This window comes from Aeromicrobium sp. UBA7512, from assembly GCF_002476985.1.
In the GTDB taxonomy this organism is placed as follows: domain Bacteria; phylum Actinomycetota; class Actinomycetes; order Propionibacteriales; family Nocardioidaceae; genus Aeromicrobium; species Aeromicrobium phoceense.
Map to the genome: position 1 here is coordinate 215,238 of NZ_DLNK01000003.1, position 17,680 is coordinate 232,917.

Genomic DNA, 17,680 nt, shown 5'->3' on the forward strand with positions numbered 1-17,680 from the left:
GTCAGGCGCCGGGGCGGTCGACCAGCTCGACGCGCGTGGCGTCGCGCTCGCTGGCGCCCATGGCCGCGGCGAGCCGGTGGTGCACCGCGCCTTCGCGGTGGCGGCTCTGGCGATCGAGCGCCAGGCCGAGGGCCTTCTGCGCCCAGGCGCTGGTCGGCTCGAGCTCGGTGAGCGTCCGGAACGCCTGCTCGGCCGGGCCCAGGTGGGCGGCGGCGAAGTGGGCGCGGCCCATCAGCTCGCACACGGCGGCGTTGCGCGGCTCGAGCTCGGCCACGGGCCGCAGCACGCGGGCTGCCTCACGCGGGAAGCGGGACTCCAGGAGGTCCTCGGCGTAGCGGAACGCCTCCAACGGCTCCATCGCCTCGATCTTCTCGTCCGTCAGCGTGGGCTTCATCCAGATGGTCATGTTCCGCTCCTCTCGTCACCGCCTACAACGGCACAGGGGTGCGGAATGTTCCCGGGTCAGTCCTGGGCGCCGGGCGTGGCCTCGGGCGTCGGCTCGACGGTGGGCTGGGTCGTGGGATCGGGTGCCTGCGGCGCGGGCGCGGGGGTGGTCGGCGCGGTGGTGGGAGCGGTCGTCGGAGCCGTAGTCGGGTCGTCGGAGGGACCGTCCGTGGGCGCCGTGGACGCGGTGGGATCCGGCTCGTCCTGCGGGTCGGAGCCGGTGCCTCGGTCCTGCCAGGGCCGCCCGATCGTGGGGTTGTCGGTGTTGCCGAAGGACGCCCCCGTGGCCAGCTCGTAGGCGCCGATGGCCAGCAGTGCGGTGCCGAGCGCGAGTCCGGCCCAGACGAGGATGCGCTTCCACGACAGGGCGCGCTCGGACTCCTCGACGGCGACGGTGGACTCGTGCTCGGTGACGAGGATCTCACCGCCGTCGCCGTGCTCCTCGCCCGCTGGCGCCGAACGTGACACGACCGTGCCGCTCTCGGTGATGAACGTGGTGCCGCGGTCGAGCCCGCGCACGTAGAACGCGCTCGCGATCGACGCCACCAGGCTGCCGACCGCCGCGCCGATGATCGTGCCTGCAACGCCGAGGTAGGACGCGACCCAGGCCGACGTCATCGCCGCGAGTGCACCGGCCACCAGCTGGAGCCAGGACAGTCCGGAGAAGGAGCCGTTGCGAGACATGGCCTCCAGACTAACGAGGCCGACCCACCTCTCCGGGTGCCCGAGAAGGTCAGGCCAGGGCCTGCTGCAGGTCCTCCAGCAGGTCCTCGACGTCCTCGATCCCGACCGACAGCCGGACGAGGTCCTCAGGAACCTCGAGCTGCGATCCGGCCGTGGACGCGTGCGTCATGGCGCCCGGGTGCTCGATGAGCGACTCCACGCCGCCGAGGCTCTCGGCGAGGGTGAAGACGCGGGTACGCGAGCACAGGTCGAGCGCCGCCTGACGACCGCCGGCGAGGCGCAGCGAGATCATCCCGCCGAACCGGCGCATCTGGCGCGCCGCGACCTCGTGACCCGGGTGGTCGGGCAGACCGGGGTAGCTGACGTGGCTGACCGCGTCGTGGTCGACCAGCATCCGCGCGATCGCCTCGGCGTTGTCGCAGTGCCGGTCCATCCGGACCGCGAGGGTCTTGATGCCGCGCAGGGTCAGGTAGGCGTCGAACGGTCCGGGCACGCCGCCCGCGCCGTTCTGCAGGAACGCGAAGGCCTCGTCGAGTGCGGGGTCGGACGTGACGAGCGCGCCGCCGACGACGTCACTGTGGCCGCCGAGGTACTTGGTGGAGGAGTGCAGGACGATGTCGGCGCCCAGCGCCAGTGGCTGCTGGAGGTAGGGCGACGCGAACGTGCTGTCGACGAGCAGCCTCACCCCGGCGGCACGGGCGACCTCGGCGGCTCCGGCGATGTCGGCGACGTTGAGCAGGGGATTGGTGGGCGTCTCCAGCCACACCAGCTTGGTGCGGTCGGTGATCGCCGCCGCGATGGCGTCGAGATCGTTGACCGGCACGGGCGTGTGCTCGATGCCCCAGTGCGAGAACACCTTGTCGATGAGTCGGAACGTGCCGCCGTAGGCGTCGTCGGGGATCACCAGGTGGTCGCCCGGCCGCAGGATCGCGCGCAGCGCCGCGTCGGTGGCCGCCATGCCCGAGGAGAAGGCGCGTCCGTACGTGCCGCCCTCGAGCGCGGCGAGGTTCGCCTCGAGCGCCCGGCGGGTGGGGTTGCCGGTGCGCGCGTACTCGAAGCCCTCGCGCATGCCCCCGACGCCGTCCTGGGCGAACGTGGAGCTGGCATAGATCGGGATGTTCACCGCGCCGGTGCGCGGATCGGGATCCTGACCGGCGTGGATCGCGCGGGTGGAGAAGCCGCCGCCGTCGCTCATACGTGAACTCCCAACAGGTCGTGACGGGTCAGGACGCCGAGCGGCTTGCCCTCGTCGACCACCATCAGCGCGTCGCTGCCCTTGAAGGCGTCGAGCGCGGCGGACAGGTCCTCGCCGGAGCCGATGATCGGCAGGGGCGGCTCCATGTGCTGGGCGACGGCGTCGGTCAGCTGGGCGCGGCCCTCGAAGACCGCACTCACGAGCTCGCGCTCGCTGACGCTGCCGGCGACCTCGCCGATGACCACCGGCGGCTCGGGGCCAACGACGGGCATCTGCGAGACGTTGTACTCGCGCAGGATCTCGATCGCGTCGCGCACCGTCTCGGACGGGTGGGTGTGCACGAGCGCGGGCATGGCCCCGCTCTTGCGGCGCAGGATGTCGAGCACGTGCAGGTCGGCCGGATGGCCGTCGAGCGGCGTGCGCAGGAAGCCGTAGGAGGCCATCCAGTCGTCGTTGAAGATCTTCGAGAGGTAGCCGCGTCCGCCGTCGGGCAGCAGCACCACGACGAGGTCGTCGGGACCGAGGCGCTCGGCCACGCGCACGGCGGCGACCACGGCCATGCCGCACGAGCCACCGACCAGCAGGCCCTCCTCGCGGGCCAGGCGGCGCGTCATGTCGAAGGAGTCGGCGTCCGAGACGGCGATGATCTCGTCGGGGATCGCCGGGTCGTAGGCCGTGGGCCAGAAGTCCTCGCCGACGCCCTCCACGAGGTAGGGACGCCCCGTGCCGCCGGAGTAGACCGAGCCCTCGGGATCGGCGCCGATGACCTTCAGGTCGGACCGCTGCTCCTTGAGGAAGCGGCCGGCCCCCGAGATCGTGCCGCCGGTGCCGACGCCGGCGACGAAGTGGGTGATCGCCCCCTCGGTGTCGCGCCAGATCTCCGGACCGGTGGTCTCGTAGTGGCTGGCCGGGCCGGCCGGGTTGGAGTACTGGTCGGGCTTCCAGGCCCCCGCGGTCTCGCGCACGAGGCGGTCGGAGACGTTGTAGTACGAGTCGGGGTGGTCCGGCGGGACCGCCGTGGGGCACACCACGACCTGCGCGCCGTAGGCCTTCAGCGTGTTGCGCTTGTCCTCGCTGACCTTGTCGGGGCACACGAAGATGCACGAGTAGCCGCGCTGCTGGGCGACGAGGGCCAGGCCGACGCCGGTGTTGCCCGACGTGGGCTCGACGATCGTGCCGCCGGGCTTGAGGGCCCCGGAGGCCTCGGCCTCGTCGACCATCTTGACCGCGATGCGATCCTTCGCGCTGCCGCCGGGGTTCAGGTACTCGAGCTTGGCCACGACGGTGGCCGCGCCTTCGGGTACGACGGAGTTCAGCCGGACTAGGGGTGTGTCGCCGATGAGGTCGACCACGTGGTTCGCGATGGCCATGACCCCATCATCGCACCGCGGGTCTGACGCGCCCGATCAGGACCGGAGCGGGCGCCCGTTCCCGTCGCGAGAATCCGACACGAGCGTGATGATCCCGTCGACGAACGGCCAGATCGCGCCCACGCCACACGTGAAGACCGTGACCAGCAGCTGGGCCACGCCGATCCCCGTGTGCCCGGTGTAGAACCGCCCGATCCCCAGGGGGATCAGGATCTGCAGCAGGCCCGCGACGATCTTCGACTTGTCCGAGAACGGGATGCCGGTCTTGGGGTCGATGCCGTACGGCGCTCCCGGCCCCGCCCATCCTCCCGGCGGCGGCGGCGGCGGGGGAGGAGGCGGCGGAGGCGGAGGCGGCGGCGGCGGCGGGGGGTTCGACGGGCCCGAGGGCCCGCCGAACCGCAGCGTCGGATCGTGGTCGCCCGCTCCCTGATCGGGATCGGGGTACGGCTCGTCCGGCGGGGTGGTCATGAGCGCACGCTACCGCTGGATCAGACCACCGCGCCCTCGTCGGGCGTGCCGCGCCCGTCGAGGATGTGCGAGTACGGGTCGGCCTTGTGGCGCGGATCCTTGTCCGGGTTGTACGGCCAGCGCTCCTCCAGCAGGACACCCAGCGTGGCTGCGGTGAACACCGTGGAGAAGTGGCCGAACAGCAGGCCGAGCAGCACCGCGATCGAGAAGTCGCGCAGCGAGTCGCCACCCAGCACCATCAGCGCCGCCAGGATGAACGTGGCGCCCATCGCGGTGTTGATGGTTCGCGGCAGGGTCGACAGGATCGCTTCGTTGACCATCTCACGCAACGGGATGTCGCGCGTCCGGGTGCGTTCTCGGATGCGGTCGAGGACGACGATCGAGTCGTTCACGGCCAGGCCGATGATGGACAGGATGGCCGCCAGGAACACGCCGTCGATCGGCTTGCCCCACCAGGCGAAGACGCCCACGACCGCGAGCACGACCGAGGCCATCGAGACGATGGCGGCCGCGGCCCAGGTCCAGCGGAAGCGCCAGGCCAGGTAGGCCATCTGCGCGGCCACCGCGATGAGGAAGGCCAGCAGCGCCTTGTTGCGCAGCTCCTTGCCCAGCGTGGGGTCGATCGTGTCGGACCGGACCTGAACGGTCTCGCCGCCGATCTCGGCGATCGAGGAGCGCACCTGCTCGGCCTGGTCCTCGCTGATCTTGGGCAGGCGCACCGAGATGTTCTCGCCGCCGTCGGCGGACGAGGACTGCACGACCGCCTCGGGGAACCCGGCGTCGGCCACGGCCTCGCGGGCCTGGTCGGGGGTGACCGCCTCGGCGGTCGAGTACTCGATCTGGCGGCCGCCGGCGAACTCGACGCCGAGGTTCAGGTCGCGCACGAGGATGCCGCCGATCGCCACGGTGGCGACACCGAGGGAGATGGCGACCCACATGCCCGCGCGGCGGACGAGGTAGGGACCGTGCTCGTTCAGCCAGCGACGCACGCCGGAGATGCCGCCGATGCCGCTGACCTGCGGGTGCGAGCGGATCCAGCGGCGCTTGACCAGCCACTCGGTGAGCCAGCGGGCCACGACCAGGGCGGAGAACATCGAGGCGATGACGCCGATGGTCAGGGTGATGCCGAAGCCCTTGACCGGGCCGGCCGACAGGAAGAACAGCAGCAGCGCGGCCAGGATCGTCGTGACGTTGGAGTCGATGATCGCGGACCAGGCCTTGGAGAAGCCGGTGGTCAGGGCCGAGAGCAGGCCGGACTTCGGATTCTCGTGGTATTCCTCGCGCGCTCGTTCGTAGACCAGCACGTTGGCGTCGATCGCCAGGCCGATCGCGAGCACGAAGCCCGCCAGGCCGGGCAGGGTCAGCGTGGCCCCGAGCAGGACCAGCGCGGCGTAGGAGACGAGTGCGTAGACGCACAGCGCGACCGTGGCCATGACGCCGGTCGCGCGGTAGATGAAGATGATGAAGAGTCCGGTGAGGAACAGGCCGATGATCGAGGCCTGGATGGAGTCGTCGATGGCGGCCTGGCCGAGCGTCGGGCCGACGGTGCGCTGGTCGATGATCTCCACGGGGACCGGGAGGGCGCCGCCCTTGATCAGCGCGGCGAGCTCGTCGGCGCTGGCCTGGGTGAAGTCGCCGGTGATGCTGGTCGAGCTGCCGCCGCCGGACTGGCACAGCTCGGGGACGATGCCGGGCGACGAGATGACCTCGTTGTCCAGGATGATCGCGATCCGGTTGCCGGCCGCGGTGTTGGCGCAGGCCGAGGTCACCAGGTCGCGCCACGGCGCACGGCCCGTGCCGTTGAACTCGACGTTGACGACCCACTCGCCGAGGCCCTGCTGGGGCAGCGCGGCGTTGGCGTCGCTGATCCCGTTGCCGTCGAAGGCGACCGGGCCGAGGAGAATGTTCTGGCCCTGCTCGTCGGGCAGGACGACCTCGCCCTTCGCGGGCTTGGTGGCCTCGTCGGCGGGGGCCTTGACCTCGCGGAACTCCAGGGTGGCCGTCTGGCCGATGACCTCGGCGGCCTTCTTCGGGTCCTGCACGTCGGGCAGCTCGACGATGATCCGCGTGTCGCCCGAGCGCGCCAGCGTCGGCTCGGAGACGCCGAGGGCGTCGACGCGGCCGCGCAGGACCTCGAGGGCCCGGTCGGTGGACTCGGCGTTCGCCTCGATGCGGTCGGTGGACTTGGTCTCGAGCGTGATCTGCGTGCCGCCGCGCAGGTCGAGGCCCAGGTTGGGCTTCATGGTGAAGGCGATCGCGAGCGAGCCGACGATCACGACGAGGCAGACGAGGCCGCGCCAGAAGTTGGTCTTGGAGGACATGGGTGACTTTCGATGGGGGCCGAGGACGGCGAAGTACGAGGGGTGGCGAAGACGGACCGGGGCCGGTCAGGCCAGCGGCGGGGCGCGCCCGGCCGGCGCGGGAACCGCCCGGCCCACCTGTGCGGCGACCAGGGCGGCGGCGAGCGCCACCAGGGCTGCCGCGACCAGCGACAGCGTGGTGTCGAGCGTGCCCGCGGGCAGGTCGACGGACACGGAGTGGTCGTCCGAGGTCGCCTTGGCGACCGTGACCCGCGGCTGGGCGGGCTCGTCCCCGGCCGACATGGTCGTGCCCGTGGCACGCCGCTCGGCTCCGGAGAATCCGGCGAGGGCACCCAGCCCGAGCATGCCGGCCAGCAGCACGGCTGCCAGGGCCGCGACGAGACGTCGCACGGCGTGGGTGGTCCGGATCACCCGCCGAGTGTAACCGTCCTACGGTGGGTGCGTGAGCACACGACATGTCCTGGGAACGAGCGGTATCGACGTCGGCCCCGTGGGGATCGGCTGCAACGCCTTCGGGGCGCGCATCGACGGCGACCAGGTGACCGCCGTCGTCGACGCGGCCTTCGAGCACGGGGTGCGGTTCTTCGACACGGCCGACACCTACTCCCTCGGTGAGAGCGAGACCCTGCTCGGCGCCGCCCTGCAGGGGCGTCGCGACGAGGTGGTCGTCGCCACCAAGTTCGGCATGGACATGCAGGGGCGCAACGGCGACGACGGCGGGCGGCGGGGGAGCGCGGCGTACGTCCGCCGCGCGGCGGAGGCGAGCCTGCGCCGCCTCGGCACCGACGTCATCGACCTCTACCAGCTGCACACCCCGGATCCCGGTACGCCGGTCGAGGAGACCCTCGGCGCGATGACCGAGCTGGTCGACGAGGGCAAGGTCCGTGCGATCGGCTGCTCGAACTTCACCGCGTGGCAGCTCGTCGACGCCGACTGGATCTCGCGGACCACCGGGCTCGCGCACTTCGCCACCGCGCAGAACGAGTACTCGCTCTACAACCCCGCGGCCGAGGTCGAGCTCGTGCCGGCATGCCTGGAGCTGGGCGTGGGGCTGCTGCCGTACTTCCCGCTCGCGTACGGGTTGCTGACCGGCAAGTACTCGCGCGACGCCGAGCCCGAGGCGGGCACGCGCCTGGCCGGACAGCGCGCGCGGTGGGAGGGCGCGGACTGGGAGCGGATCGACGCGCTGCAGGCCTTCGCCGACGAGAGGGACATCACGCTGCTCGAGCTGGCGATGGGCGGACTCGCCTCGCGACCGGCCGTCTCCTCGGTGATCGCCGGCGTCTCGCGGCCGGAGCAGGTGGCCTCGAACGTGGCCGCCGCGAGCTGGGTCCCGACGGCGGAGGATTCCGCCGCCCTCGACGACCTGCTGGCGCCGGCGCACTCGTACACGACGTTCGCGCCGCGCTGATCGGAGGGCGTGAAGGGGGAGGGGCGCGCCGGGTCGGGAGCGCCTCACGGCGCGTGGCCGCTCGTAGCGGCTGATGTTGGGACCCGGGGCTACCTCGACCCGGCGCACTCACCATTTTAATGCATCGGATCCAAATTCAAAGGTGACCGGGGCAACTCGGGAACCGGCTCAGTGCAGCTCGCCGCGACGCTCCGCCTCGGCGGCCGCCCGCAGGTGGCGTGCCGTGTCGACGAGGCGGGCGGCGCTGGTGGCATCGCCGCCCTCCATCTGGCCGCGGCCCACGCCGACGATGTGCGCGAAGGCCGCCGCGCGGTCCAGCGAGACGTCGAAGTCGGCGGCGACGATGCCCCGCACGACCGTGTCCACGAGCTCGACGACCTCGTTCGGTCCGGGCGGGTCGACCACGCCGGCGAGGACCTCCTGCACGGGTGCGTAGGCACGGCCGGCGGCGAACTCGCGCGACGCCTGCACGGGGTTGTGGTGCACCCACGTGCGCAGGGCGTAGAGCCGCCACAGGGCGCCCGCGACGGTCTCGGGAGGGGCCTTGGCCCAGAGCTCGGCGATGACTCCCATGCCCTCGGAGTCGGCCAGGTGCAGCACCCGCTCGACGAGGTCGCGATCGGCGTGGTCGCGGGCCCCTCGCACCAGCAGTGAGGCGATGCGGTGGCCGGCGGCGGTGCGTTCAGCCGGGTCGTCCGGGTCGGGCAGCGAGTCGAACACGGCTGCCCCGGGCAACGACGGCTTGTGGAAGTCGGCCATGCATTCGAGCGTAAACCCGGGCCGGTGACTGCGGGAGCAGATGTCCGGTGTCGTGCGGGTGCGCCGGGGATCAGGGGTCGACGAGCGCGGCCGCGATCGGCGCGGCCACCAGCTCGATCTGCCAGTTCCGGCTGCCCCGCTCGCGCAGCTCCTCGGCGATCGAGGCCGCGTCGAGGTCGGCGGGCGGCTGCCAGGCGAGCGCGCGCACGATGGCGGGGCCGATGAGGTTCTCGGCCGGGACGTTGTGCTGCTCGGCGATCTGGGTGACCTGCGCGCGCACCCGGACGAGACGGGCGGCCGCGACCGGGTCCTTGTCCGCCCAGGCGCGCGGCGGCGGCGGGCCGTCGGAGCGCTGGCCCGAGGTGGGCAGCTCGTCCTCGGGCAGGCCGAGGGCCTCCTCGATCGCGTCGAACCAGTCGTCGAGGAACCGGCGCGGACCGCGACGGCGCATCGTGGGGTCGTTCTTGAGCGCGGTGAACGAGTCGGGGGCGTGCGTGGCCAGCGACACGATCGACGCGTCGGGCAGGATGCGGCCGGGAGTGATGTCGCGGTCCTCGGCGATCCCGTCGCGGGCGTGCCACAGGGCCCGAACGATGGCCAGGGCCCGGCGGCTGCGGATCTTGTGGATGCTCGAGGTGCGTCGCCACGGGTCCTTACGCTCGGGCGGCCCGGTGAACGACAGCAGCGCGTCGAACTCCTCGCGCGCCCAGCCGTCCTTGCCGGCGGCCTTCAGGTCGGCCAGCACGAGCTCGCGCAGCTCGAGCAGGACCTCCACGTCGAGTGCCGCGTACTCCAGCCACGGCTCGGGCAGCGGCCGGGTGGACCAGTCGGCCGCCGAGAACTCCTTGGCCAGACTCATGCCGAGGTAGTGCTCCACGAGGGCCGCCAGGCCGACGCGCGGCAGGTTCAGCAGCCGGCCGGCGAGCTCGGTGTCGAACAGCGAGGTGGGGCGCAGCCCGACCTCGGCCAGGCACGGCAGGTCCTGGGTGGCGGCGTGAAGGATCCACTCGGCGTCGCCGAAGGCCAGGCCCAGCTCGCTGAGGTCGGGGAAGGCGATCGGGTCGATCAGCCAGCTGCCCGAGCCCTCGCGGCGCACCTGCACGAGGTAGGCGCGCTGGGAGTAGCGGTAGCCCGAGGCGCGCTCGGCGTCCAGGGCGATGGGTCCCTCGCCGAGCGAGATCTCGGCGCAGGCGCGGGCCAGGGCGTCGTCGGTGTCGACCACCGGGGTGAGCGGCTCGCGGAGGCCGAGTCGGGGGAGGACGGGCTCAGGAGCCTCGTCGATGATCTCTTCGGGTTCGTTCGTCAACGGGAGGCGCGCCTACGGGTGAGGGGGACGACGCCGGGTGCCAGGGGCGGCAGGCCGGCGAGCTTGCCGAGCAGTTCCATCCACGCCGAGGCGTGGGGCTCGAGCCCGCCATGGGGCGTCCAGGACGCGCGCACCTCGATCTGGGCGTCGGTCTCGTCGTCGGTCATCGCGCCGAAGCCCTCCGAGCGGACGACGGTGATGCTGCCGGCGGGGTTGGTGTGCTCGGCGCCCGCGTCGTCGAGTGCGTCGGTCAGCCAGCTCCAGCCGACCTGGGTGATGAGCGGGTCGGTGGCCATCTCCTGCTCGATGTCGGCACGGGCGAACGTGACGCAGCGGAACGTGCCGTTCCACGCGTCGTTGCCGGCCGGGTCGTGCAGCAGGATGAAGCGCCCGGTGCCCAGCTCGACGTCCGCGACGACCACGTCGGCGGTCATCGCGTGGGCGAACGGGGCGATGCGCTGCGGAGCCGGCATCTCGCCGAGCTCGAGCTCTGGGCGCGCGACGGCGCGCTTCACTTCCTCGACAGCCCGCGTGAACGGTGCCGGGATGCCTTCAAGCTTGGTTCGGGCGCCCACACGGTGATCTTAGGCACGGAATGCGGGGGCGGGAGGCTCGACACGCAGGCGTGACAGACTCGTGACGTGACCAACGATGTTCGCGACGCCTCCGTCGACAGCGCCCTCACGAGCCCGTTCCTGCGTGCGTGCCGTGGACTCGAGCCCTCCCACACGCCGGTCTGGTTCATGCGGCAGGCCGGACGCTCCCTGCCGGAGTACCTCGCGATCCGCGAGGGCGTGCCCATGCTCGAGTCGTGCTTCCGCACCGAGATGGTCGTCGAGATCACGATGCAGCCGGTGCGCCGCCACGGCGTCGACGCGGCCATCTTCTTCTCCGACATCGTCGTGCCGTTGAAGGCGATCGGCGTCGACCTGGACATCGTCCCGGGCACCGGGCCCGTGGTGGCCGACCCGATCCGCTCGGCCGACCAGCTCGGCACCCTGCGTGACCTGGAGCCCGACGACGTCACCTCGATCACCGATGCCGTGCGCGGCCTCGTCGGCGAGCTGGGTGGGACGCCGCTGATCGGCTTCGCCGGAGCGCCGTTCACGCTCGCCTCCTACCTCGTCGAGGGCGGCCCGTCGCGCGACCACCGGCGCACCAAGGAGCTGATGTACGGCGATCCCGACCTGTGGCACGCGCTGCTCGGGCGGATCGCGGTCATCGCCGGCCAGTTCCTGCGGCTGCAGGTCGAGGCCGGTGCCTCCGCGGTCCAGCTGTTCGACTCGTGGGCCGGGGCGCTGTCGCCGTCCGACTACGACACCTACGTGCGTCCGCACTCCGAGGCCGTCCTCGCGTCCGTCGCCGACCTCGACGTGCCGCGGATCCACTTCGGCGTCGGCACGGGCGAGCTGCTGTCGCGCATGGGCGAGGTGGGCGCCGACGTCGTCGGTGTCGACTGGCGCGTTCCGCTGTCCGACGCGATCGGCCGGGTCGGCGATCGCGCCGTCCAGGGCAACCTCGACCCGACGCTGCTGTTCGCGCCCACCGAGATCGTCCACGCCCGCGCGGCCGAGGTGATCGAGGCCGGACGAGCCGCCAAGGGTCACGTCTTCAACCTCGGGCACGGCGTGCTTCCCGCGACCGACGCCGACGCGCTGACGCGGCTGGTCGACTTCGTGCACGCCTACGAGCCGGAGGCCTGACGTGCGCGTCGCCGTCGTGGGCGGCGGGATCGCAGGGCTTTCCGCAGCCTTCCACCTGGCTGCCGCGGGTGCGGAGCCGGTGGTGCTGGAGGGCTCGCCCGAGATCGGCGGCAAGGTCCGCCAGGCGCGACTCGGCGACCTGACCGTGGATGTGGGCGCCGAGGCGATGCTCGCCCGCCGTCCTGAGGCCCTCGACCTCGTCGACGCCGTCGGCCTCTCCGCCGACGTCGTGGCGCCCGAGCCGATCCCGTCGATGGTGTGGAGCCGTGGGGCCCTGCGTGCGCTCCCGCCCACGATCATGGGCGTGCCGTCCGACCTGGCTGCCCTCGACGCGTCGGGCGTGCTCGCGGGCCCCGTGACCTCGACGCCGCTGCCCGTGCCCGACGAGGACGTCTCCGTCGCGCAGTTCGTGGGCGACCGGCTGGGACGCGAGGTGGTCGATCGCCTCGTCGAGCCGCTGCTCGGCGGCGTCTACGCGGGCCACGCCGACCGGCTCTCGCTCCGCGCCGCGGCCCCGGTGATCTCCGAGCTCGGTCCGGACCTGCTGGCCGGCGCCGCCGCGCGGGCCGCCGCCCCGAAGCCCTCCGGACCGGCGCTCGTCGGGGTCCGCGGCGGAGTGGGGCGGGTTCCCGGCGCTGTCGTCGAGGCCGGCGGCTTCGAGGTGCGCACTGGGGCCACCGTGCGATCCGTTCGCCGCGACGGTTCCGGGTGGGAGCTCGTCGTGGGTCCCACGACGGCGCCCGTGCGCGAGCGCTTCGACGCCGTCGTGATGGCCGCTCCCGCGCCGGCGGCGTCCCGGCTGCTGGCCGAGGTCGCCCCGCGGGCCGCCTTCGCCCTCGCGGGTCTGGACTACGCCTCGATGGTGGTCGTGTCGCTGCTGCTCGAGGGCGCCGACCTGCCGTCGGGCACCGGCTTCCTCGTGCCCCCGGTCGAGCCGCTGGAGATCAAGGCCGCGACGTTCTCGTCGCGCAAGTGGGCCTGGCTCGCGGAGGCCGCCGGCGGTGCCACGGTGCTGCGCGCGTCGATCGGGCGCGCGGGCGACACCGCGGTGCTGCAACGCGACGACGCCTCCCTGATCGACCTGGCCGTGGCGGACCTGCGCTCGGTCGTCGAGCCCGGGGGAGCGATCGGTTCGGTCACGGCCTCGACGGTGCAGCGCTGGGGCGGGGGTCTGCCGCAGTACGAGGTCGGACACCGCTACCTGGTGCGCACGGTGCTCGACGACGTGGCGACGGTGCCCGGACTCGAGGTCTGCGGCGCGGCCTACGAGGGTGTGGGGATCGCGGCCGTCGTGGCCACCGGGAGGGCCGCGGCGGAGCGAACCGTGGCCGGGTGAGAATGGACGCATGAGTTCGCACGAGGTCGACCCTGAGCAGATCAACTCCACCATCCGCTACGCGATGTACTCGGTGTTCCGGATCGAGCGTCCGCTGGGCGACGGCGACCGTGCCGCGATGGCGGCCGAGGTCGACGCGCTCTTCGAGAAGCTCGACGACGTCGTGGTGCGCGGCACGTACGACGTGAGCGGGATGCGCGCCGAGGCCGACCTGATGATCTGGTGGCACGCCGCCACGGCCGACGCCCTGCAGGACGCCTACAACGCCTTCCGCCGCACCGAGTTGGGCTCGCACCTCGCGCCCGTGTGGTCGAACGCGGGTCTGCACCGCCCGGCGGAGTTCAACCGCTCGCACGTGCCCAACTTCCTGGCCGACGAGAACACGCTCAAGTACATCTGCGTGTACCCGTTCGTGCGCTCGTACGAGTGGTACCTGCTGCCCGACGACGAGCGTCGTCACCTGCTGCGCGAGCACGGCGAGGCCGCGCGCGACTACGCCGACGTCCGGGCGAACACGATCGCCTCGTTCGCCCTCGGTGACTACGAGTGGCTGCTGGCCTTCGAGGCCGACGAGCTGCACCGCATCGTCGACCTCATGCGTGAGCTCCGTGCCACCGGCGCCCGCCACCACGTGCGCGAGGAACTGCCGTTCTACACCGGCCGCGCCCTCTCGGTCTCCGAGCTGACCGCGCTCTGGCCTTGAGCCCTCCGCTGCACGCCCCACACTCGCGAAGTCAGCGCGTGAGGACGGGCCGCGCCTCGCGGACGCGCAGCGTCGTGGTCGGTCCGGTGGCGGTGATCGTGGCGTCGAGCTCCTGCCATCCGCCGTCGTCGATGCGGTACGTGACCTGGTAGGTGACGTCCACGCGTGCCCTGACGCCGCCGGGTCTGCGGTAGCGGTGGATGACGTCGAGCGCGGGATAGGGACGGCCGGGGCTGGTGGTGGTCTGGGTCGTCCCGTCGCCGTGGTGCCACGTGTAGCTCGCGGGCGTGGCCCGCAGGTCGACGGTGGAGTCGAGGATGTCCACGGTCTCCTCGAACGGTGCCGCGCTGGTGTGAAAGATCGTCTCGAGGTTCACCAGCGTCGACCCGGCCGGCTGGACGGCCACGCGCAGCCGGGGCAGCCCCACGCGCTCGACCGCCTCCACGACATCGCCGGGCGTCACCTCCCGCTCTGGGGCCTCGGTGGGGTCCGCCGGCTCGGGCCGCGTGATGCAGTCGTCCTGGGGAAATGGCGCCTCGGGACGGCAGTAGAAGGGCTCCGGCACATGCTCGGTCGGGGCTGGCTCAGGCGCACCCGGGTTTTGGACGCGGATCGGGCCCGAGTCTCCTGGAGGCTGCCACTCGCGGTCGCGGACAACAACACCCGGAGTGTCGTCGGCCGGGTCAACATCAACCTCGGATGGAAGCAACACGAAAAGCGCCAAGACCAGCACGGCTCTCATTTCGGATCGCCGGCGACGAGCTGAGTCATAGACCACGCCGATCCATCAAATGTCAGTCCGAAGGTGACTGGGTGTGATGACTTAGGCGCCGCCGAGGGTTCAGAATCGCCATCCTTCTTCAAGCTGCCTGCACTGAGGGTGACGTTGGTCGTCGCACGCGTTTCGCCGTCTACCGCGTCATCGAACCAGAGTTTCGTACCGCCATTGCTCCACGCGCGGTCCTGGATCCAGCCACCGTCGAGGTACGTCTGGCGGAAGTAGTCGATGTAGTCGCTGCATCCGCCGCACTCAGGGTCGGACAAGCTCTCGAGTTCTTCTACGTCGCCTGTCGCTGACGCGAAGCTCAGAACGCTCACGTAGTAGCGAACGAACGTGGCTGCGCCGTTCGGCGTGAATTCCTGCGCCGCCGCGGGCATGGGCGGCAGGGTGGCGTCAGGGTTCGCGGGCGTCGTGGCCGCGCTGGTCGGTTCAGTAGGCGGCGGGTCGTCCTCGCCGCAGGCGCTCATCGTGAGCGCGAGTGTCGCCACGAAGGCACACGTCAGTATCCGCATCGTTCCCCCGAACTACGTCACTTCGAGTTACGCACTCTAGCGACGGCCCGCGGGGACGTCAGCCCTCCGTCTCAGGCCTGTGGACGAGGGCTCGGACACGAGCAAGCGGTGCCCACCGCATCCCCGCGCCAGGCGCGAAGAAGGGTGGACACCGCTGCACATCTCGTGCGCCCGGGGGCGCGGGTTGTCAGTCGGCCTGCAGGTCCAGCGCGATGCCGTTGATGCAGTAGCGCAGGTCGGTCGGAGTGGCGAAGCCCTCGCCGGCGAACACGTGGCCCAGATGCGAGCCGCAGTTGGCGCAGCGAACCTCGGTGCGCTTCATGCCGAGGGTGGAGTCCTCGATGTACTCGACGCGGTCCTCCGCCAAGGGGGAGTAGAACGACGGCCAGCCGCACTGGGCGTCGAACTTGGTCTCGCTACGGAAGAGCTCGGCGTTGCAGCCGCGACACCGGTACACACCCTCGGTGGCGTCGTGCTCGTAGTCGCTGCTGAAGGGTCGCTCGGTCCCGGCCTGACGCAGCACGTGGTACTCCGCGGCGCTGAGGTCCTTGCGCCACTCGTCGTCGGGACGGTCGACCGCATAGGTCTTGTCAGTCTGGTTGCTCACATCTCCGCCTGTTCGTCGAAAGTCAGGTGTTCCAAGAGGTGCAACGTCGGGACGTCCAGTTTTCTTCTCGCTCGCGACGTCCAATCGAGGTGAAGGAACTCACGCACCACGTGCGGCTCGGTCAGGATGATGACCTCCTCGCACGACTTCTCCTTCACGACGTCCACGAGGGCGTCGATCGGGTCGTACTCGACGAGCTTCGTGGTGACCTTCTGGCCGCGCTCGGTGAGCAGTGCCGCGGAGGCCTCGAGCTCGGCCTGCCCGTCCTGGCGCAGCTCGTCCTCGATGCGGGTGTAGGCGGCCGGTTCCTCCAGCGGGACGAACTGAGCCCCGCCGAACGCCGTCATGGACGCACTCAGCGCTGCCGGGGACGAGTCGACCGGCAGCAGCATGTGATACGTGACGTCGTCGTCGACACCCTCATGAAGGGCGAGGATCTGATCGGCGTCCAGGGCGATGAGCTGGCGTTCCACCAGCAGGGCCACGTTGTACATGCCCCCAGCCTAGGCCGCGCGGCGGTCGCGGACCCAGCGCGTCAGCAGGACGCCGTCCTCCTCGACCACGTGGCCGAGTCGCATGGGCAGCTCCACGGCCCGCGCTCCCTCGGTGATCCGCTTGGCCGGGCCGCCCACCAGGTGGGGCGAGATGGTCACGCAGGCCTCGTCGACGAGGTCGAGATCGACCAGGGTGCCGTGCAGCGCGGGGCCGCCCTCGCACAGGATGCGGTTGAGACCGCGGGCGGCGAACGCGTCCAGCACCGCGGGCCAGTCCACCGCGTTCTCGCCCGCGACGACGACCTCGGCGGTCTGCGAGAGCCGCTGGCGGGCCTCGGCGGGGGAGGAGGCCGGCGTCAGGATGATGAGACCCGGGGTCAGCAGCGACTCGGGGATGTCGAGGTTGCGGCTGACGACGGCGAGCCGCGGCACGCGCGGGCGGCCCTCGCGCAGCGACTCGTGGATCGAGTCAGCCGAGATGGGGTGGTATCCCTCGGCGCGGGCGGTTCCCGCGCCCACGAGCACCACGTCACTCAGGCTGCGCAGGACCTTGAACACCGTGGCGTCCGGCTCACCGCCGAGATGGCCCGACAGGCCCTGGGGATCCTGGACCCCGCCGTCGACGGAGGCGACGAAGTTGGTCCGCAGCCACGGCTTGTGGGAGTCGGGGTAGGCGTACAGGTCGGCGAGCTCGTCCAAATCCGGCATGGCACCACGGTAGGGCGACCTGGGGCATACTGCCGAGATGACGGACCTGCGCTCCCTCCTCGCGACCACCGGACCGATCGACCTGTCCACGAGGCCCGCCGATGACACACCGGGCTTCGAGGGGACGAAGAAGGATGCGCTGCGACTGCTCCCGGGCATCGGCGAGCGCCTGATGGACTCCCAGGAGCTGCTCTTCGCCAACGGCCGCGCCGGGACGACCGACCGGAAGGTCCTGATCCTCCTGCAGGGGATGGACACCTCCGGCAAGGGCGGCACCCTGCGGCACGTGGCCGGGCTCGTCGATCCCCAGGGCCTCAAGATCACCGCGTTCAAGGCCCCCACGGAGGAGGAGCGGCAGCACGACTTCCTCTGGCGGATCCGGCCGCAGCTGCCCGAGCCCGGGATGATCGGCGTTTTCGACCGCTCGCAGTACGAGGACGTGCTGATCGGTCGGGTGCGCCAGCTCGTGCCCGCCGAGGAGATCGAGCGCCGCTACGACGAGATCAACGCCTTCGAGAAGGAGTTCGTCGACGGCGGGGGAGTCCTGCTGAAGTGCTTCCTGCACATCAGCGCCGACGACCAGAAGGAGCGACTGGGCGAGCGGCTCGACGACCCGACCAAGTACTGGAAGTACAACGCCGGCGACCTCGACGAGCGCGCGCTGTGGCCGCAGTACCAAAAGGCCTACGAGATCGCGCTCGAGCGCTGCTCCACCGACCACGCGCCCTGGTACGTCGTCCCGGCCAGTCGCAAGTGGTACCGCAACTGGGCCATCGCCACGATGCTCGGCGAGACGCTCGAGGGGCTCGGTCTGGACTGGCCGGCGGCCGACTTCGACGTCGAGGAGCAGAAGAGGCGCCTGGCCACGATGTGACCGG

20 protein-coding genes are annotated in these 17,680 nt (G+C 71.5%); 5 read left to right on the forward strand and 15 right to left on the reverse strand.

Annotated features, from left to right (window positions below; genetic code table 11):
• Position 1 precedes the first annotated feature (1 nt).
• The 7 genes from B2363_RS02885 to B2363_RS02915 all read right to left on the reverse strand — a co-directional run bounded on the left by B2363_RS02885 (position 2) and on the right by B2363_RS02915 (position 6,893).
• Positions 2-406: a tetratricopeptide repeat protein gene (locus B2363_RS02885; protein WP_286928321.1), complete on the reverse strand. Its 405-nt coding sequence runs from the start codon at positions 404-406 to the stop codon at positions 2-4.
• A gap of 56 nt (positions 407-462) precedes the next feature.
• A complete protein-coding gene (locus tag B2363_RS02890) occupies positions 463-1,128 on the reverse strand; it encodes a hypothetical protein (protein WP_286928324.1) in 666 nt (221 codons plus the stop codon).
• A 49-nt stretch (positions 1,129-1,177) separates the two neighbouring features.
• The gene (locus B2363_RS02895) at positions 1,178-2,323 is read right to left on the reverse strand and encodes a cystathionine gamma-synthase (RefSeq protein WP_286928325.1); all 1,146 of its coding nucleotides are present in this window, start codon (positions 2,321-2,323) and stop codon (positions 1,178-1,180) included.
• Entirely contained in the window at positions 2,320-3,693 is a 1,374-nt protein-coding gene (locus B2363_RS02900; RefSeq protein WP_286928327.1) for a cystathionine beta-synthase, read from the reverse strand. The genes B2363_RS02895 and B2363_RS02900 overlap by 4 nt, the downstream gene beginning before the upstream one ends.
• A 36-nt stretch (positions 3,694-3,729) precedes the next feature.
• Complete coding sequence (locus tag B2363_RS02905; RefSeq protein ID WP_286928330.1) at positions 3,730-4,161, reverse strand: TM2 domain-containing protein; 432 nt, start codon at positions 4,159-4,161, stop codon at positions 3,730-3,732.
• Between the two features lie 20 nt (positions 4,162-4,181).
• Entirely contained in the window at positions 4,182-6,482 is a 2,301-nt protein-coding gene (gene secD, locus B2363_RS02910; RefSeq protein ID WP_286928332.1) for a protein translocase subunit SecD, read from the reverse strand.
• 66 nt (positions 6,483-6,548) lie between these two features.
• The gene (locus B2363_RS02915) at positions 6,549-6,893 is read right to left on the reverse strand and encodes a hypothetical protein (protein ID WP_286928334.1); all 345 of its coding nucleotides are present in this window, start codon (positions 6,891-6,893) and stop codon (positions 6,549-6,551) included.
• A 31-nt stretch (positions 6,894-6,924) separates the two neighbouring features.
• Here B2363_RS02915 and B2363_RS02920 point away from each other — a divergent pair, with 31 nt between their 5' ends.
• The gene (locus B2363_RS02920; protein ID WP_286928336.1) at positions 6,925-7,893 is read left to right on the forward strand and encodes an aldo/keto reductase; all 969 of its coding nucleotides are present in this window, start codon (positions 6,925-6,927) and stop codon (positions 7,891-7,893) included.
• Between the two features lie 168 nt (positions 7,894-8,061).
• Here the strand turns inward: B2363_RS02920 and B2363_RS02925 are convergent, their stop codons facing one another.
• From B2363_RS02925 to B2363_RS02935, 3 genes are all read right to left on the reverse strand, one after another.
• The gene (locus tag B2363_RS02925) at positions 8,062-8,652 is read right to left on the reverse strand and encodes a hypothetical protein (RefSeq protein WP_286928339.1); all 591 of its coding nucleotides are present in this window, start codon (positions 8,650-8,652) and stop codon (positions 8,062-8,064) included.
• Between the two features lie 70 nt (positions 8,653-8,722).
• Positions 8,723-9,958, reverse strand: a complete 1,236-nt coding sequence (locus tag B2363_RS02930; protein ID WP_286928341.1) for an HRDC domain-containing protein — start codon at positions 9,956-9,958, stop codon at positions 8,723-8,725.
• Entirely contained in the window at positions 9,955-10,533 is a 579-nt protein-coding gene (locus tag B2363_RS02935; protein WP_181756054.1) for a DUF3000 domain-containing protein, read from the reverse strand. Before B2363_RS02935 ends, B2363_RS02930 begins: the two co-directional genes overlap by 4 nt.
• A gap of 66 nt (positions 10,534-10,599) precedes the next feature.
• Here B2363_RS02935 and hemE point away from each other — a divergent pair, with 66 nt between their 5' ends.
• From hemE to hemQ, 3 genes are read left to right on the forward strand one after another with little or no spacing between them, the layout of a single operon-like run.
• Positions 10,600-11,661, forward strand: a complete 1,062-nt coding sequence (gene hemE, locus B2363_RS02940; protein ID WP_286928342.1) for a uroporphyrinogen decarboxylase — start codon at positions 10,600-10,602, stop codon at positions 11,659-11,661.
• A gap of 1 nt (position 11,662) precedes the next feature.
• Positions 11,663-12,997: a protoporphyrinogen/coproporphyrinogen oxidase gene (locus B2363_RS02945; protein WP_286928343.1), complete on the forward strand. Its 1,335-nt coding sequence runs from the start codon at positions 11,663-11,665 to the stop codon at positions 12,995-12,997.
• Between the two features lie 10 nt (positions 12,998-13,007).
• Entirely contained in the window at positions 13,008-13,700 is a 693-nt protein-coding gene (gene hemQ / locus B2363_RS02950; protein ID WP_286928346.1) for a hydrogen peroxide-dependent heme synthase, read from the forward strand.
• Between the two features lie 31 nt (positions 13,701-13,731).
• Here hemQ and B2363_RS02955 read toward each other — a convergent pair whose 3' ends face one another.
• The 5 genes from B2363_RS02955 to B2363_RS02975 all read right to left on the reverse strand — a co-directional run bounded on the left by B2363_RS02955 (position 13,732) and on the right by B2363_RS02975 (position 16,802).
• Entirely contained in the window at positions 13,732-14,265 is a 534-nt protein-coding gene (locus B2363_RS02955) for a hypothetical protein (protein ID WP_286928347.1), read from the reverse strand.
• A 173-nt stretch (positions 14,266-14,438) separates the two neighbouring features.
• Positions 14,439-14,969: a DUF6318 family protein gene (locus B2363_RS02960; RefSeq protein ID WP_286928349.1), complete on the reverse strand. Its 531-nt coding sequence runs from the start codon at positions 14,967-14,969 to the stop codon at positions 14,439-14,441.
• 211 nt (positions 14,970-15,180) lie between these two features.
• Complete coding sequence (gene msrB, locus B2363_RS02965; RefSeq protein WP_181756048.1) at positions 15,181-15,600, reverse strand: peptide-methionine (R)-S-oxide reductase MsrB; 420 nt, start codon at positions 15,598-15,600, stop codon at positions 15,181-15,183.
• Positions 15,597-16,094: a universal stress protein gene (locus B2363_RS02970; protein WP_286928355.1), complete on the reverse strand. Its 498-nt coding sequence runs from the start codon at positions 16,092-16,094 to the stop codon at positions 15,597-15,599. The genes msrB and B2363_RS02970 overlap by 4 nt, the downstream gene beginning before the upstream one ends.
• Before the next feature lie 9 nt (positions 16,095-16,103).
• Positions 16,104-16,802 carry a pyrimidine reductase family protein gene (locus B2363_RS02975; protein WP_286928357.1) on the reverse strand — a complete coding sequence of 233 codons (699 nt, stop codon included), beginning with the start codon at positions 16,800-16,802 and terminating at the stop codon, positions 16,104-16,106.
• A gap of 37 nt (positions 16,803-16,839) precedes the next feature.
• On the opposite strand from B2363_RS02975, the gene B2363_RS02980 reads away from it, so the two are divergent.
• Complete coding sequence (locus tag B2363_RS02980; protein WP_286928359.1) at positions 16,840-17,676, forward strand: PPK2 family polyphosphate kinase; 837 nt, start codon at positions 16,840-16,842, stop codon at positions 17,674-17,676.
• The last annotated feature ends 4 nt before the right edge of the window (positions 17,677-17,680 follow it).